This window comes from Streptantibioticus silvisoli, assembly GCF_027947535.2.
In the GTDB taxonomy this organism is placed as follows: Bacteria; Actinomycetota; Actinomycetes; order Streptomycetales; family Streptomycetaceae; genus Streptantibioticus_C; species Streptantibioticus_C silvisoli.
Genome location: NZ_JAAGKO020000070.1, coordinates 25,710 through 32,641, shown reverse-complemented (window position 1 = coordinate 32,641; position 6,932 = coordinate 25,710). Strand labels below are relative to the sequence as shown.

Genomic DNA, 6,932 nt, shown 5'->3' with positions numbered 1-6,932 from the left:
GCGGGGGGGGGGGGGGGCCCCGGGCTGGCGCCGGGCGGGTTGCCTCCGGCGGGTCGGGTCCGGTGGATCGGTGCCGTCGAGGTCGGGGCCGGCGGGGTCGGGGCCGCAAGGATCGCGCCGGCGGATCGGCTCCCGCCGGATCGCGGCTGTCAGTCCGCCTGCGTTCCGGGGGCGCCCGGTGGTGGTCCGGTCGCGGGTCCGGCCGCCGGTCCCGGTGGGGTCTCGGGGGTGCTCAGTGTCTCGGCGGCCTCGTTGCGGGCCAGGAACGCGGCCACCGCCGGGCGGTGCCGGTGCGGGGCGAGGGCGCGGGCGGTACCGGCGAGTATGGCCTGGATGCGGGAGGAACGGACCCGGTCGCCCAGCAGGTCCAGCACCCGGTTGCCGGTCTCGGCGGCCTCGTCCGGTTCGCCGCCGCTGGCCAGGGCGCCGGACAACTCGGCGCTGTACAACGTGATGTTGCGGGTGAAGTGCGGGTCCTGGAGCAGTACCCCGCGCCGGGCGTGCGCGGCGGCCCGCCGGTGGTCGCCCAGCGCCGCCCAGGCCTGCGCCTCCAGCCCCTCCAGTTCCGCCTCGCCGTAGAACGTCATCCACTCCGGCCCCCCGTCGCCCGGTCCGCCGCCGGACGTCAGCAACCGCTGGGCCCGCAGCAGCGCCCGCTCGCACGCCGTGCGGTCGCCCAGCCCGGCCCAGCCGCCGGCCTCGCGCAACGCCAGCAGCGACAGCAGTCGCTGCGAGCCGAGCCGTTTCGCCGCCTGCTGTCCGGCCTGCGCGGCCCGGACCGCCTCGCGCGGCCGGTCGTCGTCGCGGGCCAGGAAGGAGGCGTTGCAGAAGGCGTGCGCCTCCAGCGCCGGATCGCCGGCCGCCCGGGCGGTGGCCAGCGCCTCCGCGTAGTACGACCGGGCCTCGCCGTGCCGCCCGGAGTCGTGCGCCAGCCAGCCGACCGAGATCGCCAGTTCGCCGGAGCCGGAGTAGAGCCGGTCGGCCACCGGGCGGCTGTAGGAACTGCGCTCCAGCAGCGCGTACGCCTCCCGCAGGCACTGGCCGGCCCGCGCGTACAGCCCGTCGGCGCCGTGCCGGTCGTCCAGCAGCCGGATGCGGCGCACCGACTCCTCGACCGAACGGGCCTCGCAGCCGCCGACCCGGCCGCCCGCCTGCCGCGGGACCGTGCTGACCGGCCCGATCGGCAGTGCGGCCGCCAGTGCGGCGGCCGGCGCCCGTGTGATGAACGCGCGACGCAACACGTCGCTCTCCTCGTTGCGGGGAAAAGGACCGGGACCGTTGTCGGAACCGCGCTCCGGACCGCCGTTGTCGGGACCGTCGTTGGGAACGGTGTTGGGACCGTTGTCGGGAAGGGTCTCGGGAAGGGAGCCGGGAGGGGTGCCGGGACCATTGCTGGGAAGTGGGCCGGGGCGGGGGCCGGGGAAAGGGCCGGGGAAGTTGTCGGCAACAGGGTCGGGGAAGCTGTCGGGGCGGGGGTGTCCGCCGGCGTCCGCCGGGTTCCGGAACGGGCCGCCGGGTGGTCGGCCGCGTACCGACTCGCGCGGTGCGAAGCCCAGGTCGGCCAGTGACCGGCCGGGGAACATGTGCTTGAAGACCCGCTCGTAGGCGTAGTTGGGGCAGCGGATCTCGCCGGACTCCACGCGGCCCACGTACCGGGCGTCGCAGCTGACCCGTTCGCCGATCTCGCGGGCGGCCCGGCGTACCGCCGCGGAGAACTCGCCCGGCGACAGGTCGCCGCGCAGCCGCCGGAAGGCGGGGTTGGGCGTGGCCGGGCCGGGGGGCCGGGTGGACGGTGAGGGCGCCACGGCAGTGTCCTCCGCTGTGAGTCCGCGCTGGATGGTGGCGAGTCGAGCGGGTCGACGAGCCTCGACGGCGGAACGACGGTACCCGCTGTGACCGACCCGGCACAGGGAGTTCCCGGAGAAAAGCATCGCAAAGTGGCGGTAAAGCGGATATCCCGCCGACCATGTGCCATGAACTGCCATTCCTGACGGGGAACCGCCGCGTGTCGGTTGACGCGTTCCCGCGTTGTCCATCAATGAGCGGGCAGTGTCGCGCCCGGCAGTGAGACGAGGAGATTCCCCGGTGGACACCGTTGAGGCACTCGGTTCGTCCGCGTCCGTGCTCCGCGGACGTCACGCGCCCGCCGCGGACGGCGGCGACCCGGCGCCGCCCGGCCGTCCCGCCCGGGACCTGGTGACCGTGCCGTGCCGGCAGGGCCTGGAGGCGGTCGACATCCTCCGGCTGCGCACCGGTGTCGGACCCGTGCTGCACGACCGGGGCGGGCGGACCCTCGGCTTCCTGGTCCCGGCCGGCACCGCCGCCGGCTGGGACCTGCCGGGCAGCGCCTGCTGTCCGGCGCCGGGCCGCGACCACGGCCGCCGCTTCGCCGCCGGCCCCCCGCAGGCCGGCGCCCGCTGGCTGGTCCCCCCGGCCCACGCCGCCGCCGTCACCGACCCGGCCCTGCTCCGCGAGGCCCTCACGGAAGCCGCCGGCACGATCGAGGCCGCCGGGCGCTGAGGGGGCGTCGCTTCGGGGTGCGGGGTGTTGCCGGGGTGTGGTTGCGGCTGCGGCGTGGTGGCGGGCGGCGGGTGCGGGTGCGGCGCGGTGGCGGGTGCGGGCGGCGGTGCCGCGGTGCCGGGGCTGATGCGCGGGGCGTGGTGCCGGCGTCCCGCGCGGGGGTCAAGCGTGTGCGATGAGGTCCGCGAGCGTTTCGGATCGGACGGTGAAGACGTCGAGGACGCCGACGGCGCGCAGCGCGGGGACGAGCTTGCGGAGCTGGGCGCGCACTTCGGTGTCCTCGGGGGTGCCGAGTTCGAGACCGTCGAGGCGCTTGGCGTTGGCGACGAACGCGGCGACGCTGCCCTTGCGGACCTCGACGTCGTTGATGACGCAGGTGTCCGCGCCGTCGGGGAGCAGGTCTTCGGGGCGCACGGGCTGGCTCATGGGTTCCTCCTGGTGGGGGTGCGAGTCGTTCGCACAAGAAGGACGCTACCAGCAGAGCGTGCAAAATGCACGTGCTTCATGAACGCGCTTTTTGAACGTGCTGAATGAACGTGCATGTCTCGCGTACTCTGGCCCGCATGTCCGGACACGACGACGCCGCGCGGATCGCCGCCACATTCGGGAGCCTGCTGCTGCGCACCAACCGCTCCCATCTCTACCGGGTACTGGTCGGCGACGCCGCCGGTGTCGACGAGACGACCTACCCGGTGCTGTCGGGCCTGGCGCGGCTCGGCACGGCGACGGCCAGCGAACTCGCCCAGCAGATCGGGCTCGACCGCACCGTCACCACCCGCTACGCCTCCCGCCTGGAGCAGGCCGGCCTGCTCACCCGCCGGGCCCATCCCACCGACGCCCGTTCCACCAGCCTCGCCCTCACCGACCTCGGCGAGCAGACCGTGCGCGGCATGCGCGAGCGCCTCCTCGGCCTGATCGACGGCGCCACCGCCGACTGGAGCGACGACGAACGCGCCACCTTCACGCGCCTGTTCGACCGCCTCGCCGCCGCCCTCACCACGCCGGACGCCTAATCGGCCGCACCCCGGGCGGCACTGCCGAGGGCGCAGGGCCTGCGCAGGCCGATGCTCACCTCCGCGGTCTCGCGGAACGCCCCCTGCTCCCGGCGGCGCCGGCTGCACGCGCAGCCTGCCACCCGGCCGCCGCACCGGGCGACGGCCATCCGGTGCGGCCCGCTCGGCGCGAACTGTGCGTACCCTCCAGGCCGTTCGTCCACCGCGGGCCGGCCGGGTGGCGAACCGTGCGTGGGACGTGACGGCCATGCGGTCGCGACTGGGGTCACGTGGTCCGGTGCCGGTGATTCGAAAGTACGTACGGTGAGCGCAAGTGGCAGATTGCCGCCCATCGCCCGCCCCGGCCCCGCGCCGCACGGTTGCCGGCCCGTCGCCCGGTCCGCCCGCTGAAACCGTCCTGGCCGGCGAACGCGCTGGTCGGCGCGGTGTGCGGCGGCCCGTGACCCGCTGTACGGCGGCACCCGGCCGGCTCCGGGTCACCCCGATGGCGGTCACCCCCGATACTGGGGGTGTGGCAGCACGACGGCGCAGCAGCGGAACGCGTACCGGACCGGACGGCGGTCCCGGTGCCCCGGCCCCTTCGGAGCACGGCGCGCGGAGCCGTTCCCGCACGGCGGAACCCCTGCGGGCGGTGGTGGACGGCGGCACCGCCGAACTCGTCGCCGACCCCGACCACCCGCACGCCTACTCGCTGCTGATCGACGGCGCCCCGCAGTCGCACGTCGACCTCGACGACCCGGCCCGCCTGGAGTTCGCCTACCAGCGCCGGATCGGCCACGTCATCGACCTCGTCGCACCGCCCGGCCGCCCGCTGCACGCCGTCCACCTCGGCGGCGGCGCGCTCACGCTGGCCCGCTACGTCGCCGCCACCCGGCCCCGCTCCACCCAGCAGGCCGTGGAGATCGACGCCGCCCTGGTCGGCCTGGTGCGCAGTGAACTGCCGCTGGACCGCACCTGGCGGATCAAGGTCCGCACCGGCGACGCACGCGAGGGCCTGGCCCGGCTGCCGGAGGGCTGGGCGGACCTGGTGGTCGCCGACGTCTTCAGCGGCGCCCGCACCCCGGCCCACCTGACCAGCGGCGAGTTCCTCGACGACGTCCTGCGCGTGCTGCGCCCCGGCGGCTGGTACGCGGCCAACCTCGCCGACGGCGGCCCGCTGGCGTTCCTGCGCGGCCAGGTCGCCACCGTACGCACCCGGTTCGAGGAGTCCCTGCTCGCCGCCGACCCCGCCGTGCTGCGCGGCCGCCGGTTCGGCAACGCGATGCTGCTCGCCGCCAACCGCGAACTGCCCGTCGTCGACCTCACCCGGCGCATCGCCTGCGACCCGCACCCCGGCCGCGTCGAACACGGCCGCCCCCTGCGGGACTTCACCGGCGGCGCTACCCCCGTCACCGACGCCACCGCCCAGGCGTCCCCCGCCCCGCCCGCCGAGGTCTTCCGCTGAGCGGCCTTCCCGCCGACCGGTCTTGCCGTCGATCCGTCTTCCCGCTGGCTGCTCCTGCCGTCGACCCGTCTTCCGCCGACCGGTGCCGGAGTCCGCGCGTCGGGCTGAACCCGGCCCGGCGGCACGGTGGTTGAGCCGCTCCGCCGACCACGGCCGCCCGGCGTCACGGCGGGTACCGGGGCAGGGTGCGGCCCGCTCCACGGTGTTCGGCGGCGGCCGGTGCCGGGTCAGTTGTCCAGGGGCTCGCGGGCGATCGCCTTGTGGTGGCGGACCACCTCTTCGATGATGAAGTTCAGGAACTTCTCCGCGAACGCCGGATCGAGGTCGGAGTCGAGGGCCAGCTCGCGCAGCCGGGTGATCTGCGCCGCCTCGCGGTCCGGGTCGGCGGGCGGCATCCGGTGGGCCGCCTTGAGCCGGCCGACCCGCTGGGTGCACTTGAACCGCTCCGCCAGCAGGTGCACCAGGGCGGCGTCGAGGTTGTCGATGCTGGAACGCAGCATCAGCAGTTTGCGACGTACCTCGTCGTCCTCGGGCATCGTCACCTGCTCGGCCATGGGCTGGTCCTTCCGGTCCCGGTCGTGGTCAGGGGAGGACCGCGAGCGTATCCGGATTCCGCGCCGTACGTCCTGGTGAGCCGGGTGATGTCCGCATGCCGAGACGCCCGGCCCGTTTCCTCCTCGGGCCGGGCGCCCGGACCACCGCCACGGCCCGACCGCCGCTGGGGGACGGCGACCGGTGCGTGGCGGACAGCGCCGGTGAACGCCGGACGACGGCTCGCGGACTCCGGCGGGCCCAGGGACCCTTCGGCGATCCGCCGGCCGTCACCTGATCAGGAGCAGGTGTCCAGCATGGACGACAGCGCGTCCTTCTCCGCCTGGGTGGTGGTCAGGCTCCACACCGACTTGACCCGGGTGAAGTCCTCGGCGTAGGTGCACCAGAAGGCCTGGTTCGCCGGCTTCCACTCGTCCGGGCCGCTGTCGCCCTTGCTGGAGTTGGTGGACTCGGAGGCGATCAGCAGCTGCGGGTCGGTCAGGTCGTTGCCGAACGCCTTGCGCTGGTCCGCGGTCCACTTGTCGGCGCCGGAACGCCAGGCGTCGGCCAGCGGCACCATGTGGTCTATGGTCGCCTGCGCCACGACGGTCACCGTGGTGTCGTCGTACGCGGAGTACCAGCTGCCGCTGGAGGGCTGGCAGCCGTCGGACTCGTCGACCACGTCCTGCCCGTCACGGGCCAGCACGTCCTGCCGGGTGGTGCAGTGGTCCGGCTGCGTCGCCCATATGTCGAAGGCGTCGCGCGTATAGCCGGTCATGCTGTCCGGCGTGGCGACCACCAGTGCCGCCAGTTCGGTACGGGCCGTCGACAGCGACGGCGGGGCGGGCGGGTCGGCCGAGGCCGCACCGGAGGACAGGCCGACGGTGGCTATCGCCATGGCAAAAGCAGCGGCTGCGCAAGCCGACGCGGAACGGCGCATGGAATTCTCCCTGTGGGGCGAGAGAGCGGAAACGTCAGCCCTGATCTCCCCATCACGCCGCCAAAATAACGTGAGCATGACAAGTCAGTTCGGTAACGAAATGGCCAACACCTGCCCAACGCCCCCTCAAGCGCCCCGGACCTGCGCCGCCCGGACCCGCGCCACCCGGACCCGCCCGGTGCCGGGGCAGCCGCCGCGGGTCGTGAACTCCGCCGCCGTGGGTCGTGAACTCCGCAGCCGCGGAACGCGGTTGCCCCCGTGCGCGGCAGCCTCCGGCGGATCGGGGTGGGGGGTTCGGGGGCGGGGCTCAGGGGTGGGGCTCGCGGGTGGGGTGCGCTGGCGGAGGTGGGGTCCGGCTTCGGGCGTGGGGGTGCGCGGGCGGATCGGGGTGCGTGGCTTCAGGCGTGCGGGTGCGTTGGCGGTCGTGCGGTCCGGCCTTCAGGCGTGCGGGTGCGCCGGCGGTCGTGTGGTTCGGCTTCGGGCG

General features: G+C 74.8%; 7 protein-coding genes. 3 read left to right on the top strand and 4 right to left on the bottom strand.

All coding sequences use genetic code 11. The features are described 5' to 3' along the window. Window positions 1-149: 149 nt before the first annotated feature. Window positions 150-1,805: an NsdA family TPR-like regulatory protein gene (locus tag POF43_RS30810; RefSeq protein ID WP_282704876.1), complete on the bottom strand. Its 1,656-nt coding sequence runs from the start codon at window positions 1,803-1,805 to the stop codon at window positions 150-152. 280 nt (window positions 1,806-2,085) lie between these two features. On the opposite strand from POF43_RS30810, the gene POF43_RS30805 reads away from it, so the two are divergent. Continuing rightward, window positions 2,086-2,520, top strand: a complete 435-nt coding sequence (locus POF43_RS30805) for a hypothetical protein (RefSeq protein WP_372516164.1) — start codon at window positions 2,086-2,088, stop codon at window positions 2,518-2,520. A gap of 162 nt (window positions 2,521-2,682) precedes the next feature. On the opposite strand, the gene POF43_RS30800 is transcribed toward POF43_RS30805, so the two are convergent. Beyond that, complete coding sequence (locus POF43_RS30800) at window positions 2,683-2,946, bottom strand: hypothetical protein (RefSeq protein ID WP_271325735.1); 264 nt, start codon at window positions 2,944-2,946, stop codon at window positions 2,683-2,685. A 137-nt stretch (window positions 2,947-3,083) separates the two neighbouring features. On the opposite strand from POF43_RS30800, the gene POF43_RS30795 reads away from it, so the two are divergent. After that, window positions 3,084-3,533 (top strand): MarR family winged helix-turn-helix transcriptional regulator, encoded by a 450-nt coding sequence (locus tag POF43_RS30795; protein ID WP_271325736.1) that lies wholly within the window; start codon window positions 3,084-3,086, stop codon window positions 3,531-3,533. Window positions 3,534-4,017: 484 nt separating this feature from the next. Further along, window positions 4,018-4,977 (top strand): spermidine synthase, encoded by a 960-nt coding sequence (locus tag POF43_RS30790; RefSeq protein ID WP_372516163.1) that lies wholly within the window; start codon window positions 4,018-4,020, stop codon window positions 4,975-4,977. Window positions 4,978-5,204: 227 nt separating this feature from the next. Here the strand turns inward: POF43_RS30790 and POF43_RS30785 are convergent, their stop codons facing one another. Continuing rightward, a complete protein-coding gene (locus POF43_RS30785; protein ID WP_271318676.1) occupies window positions 5,205-5,531 on the bottom strand; it encodes a chorismate mutase in 327 nt (108 codons plus the stop codon). A 275-nt stretch (window positions 5,532-5,806) separates the two neighbouring features. Beyond that, entirely contained in the window at window positions 5,807-6,406 is a 600-nt protein-coding gene (locus tag POF43_RS30780) for an HNH endonuclease family protein (protein ID WP_271325124.1), read from the bottom strand. Window positions 6,407-6,932: the final 526 nt, after the last annotated feature.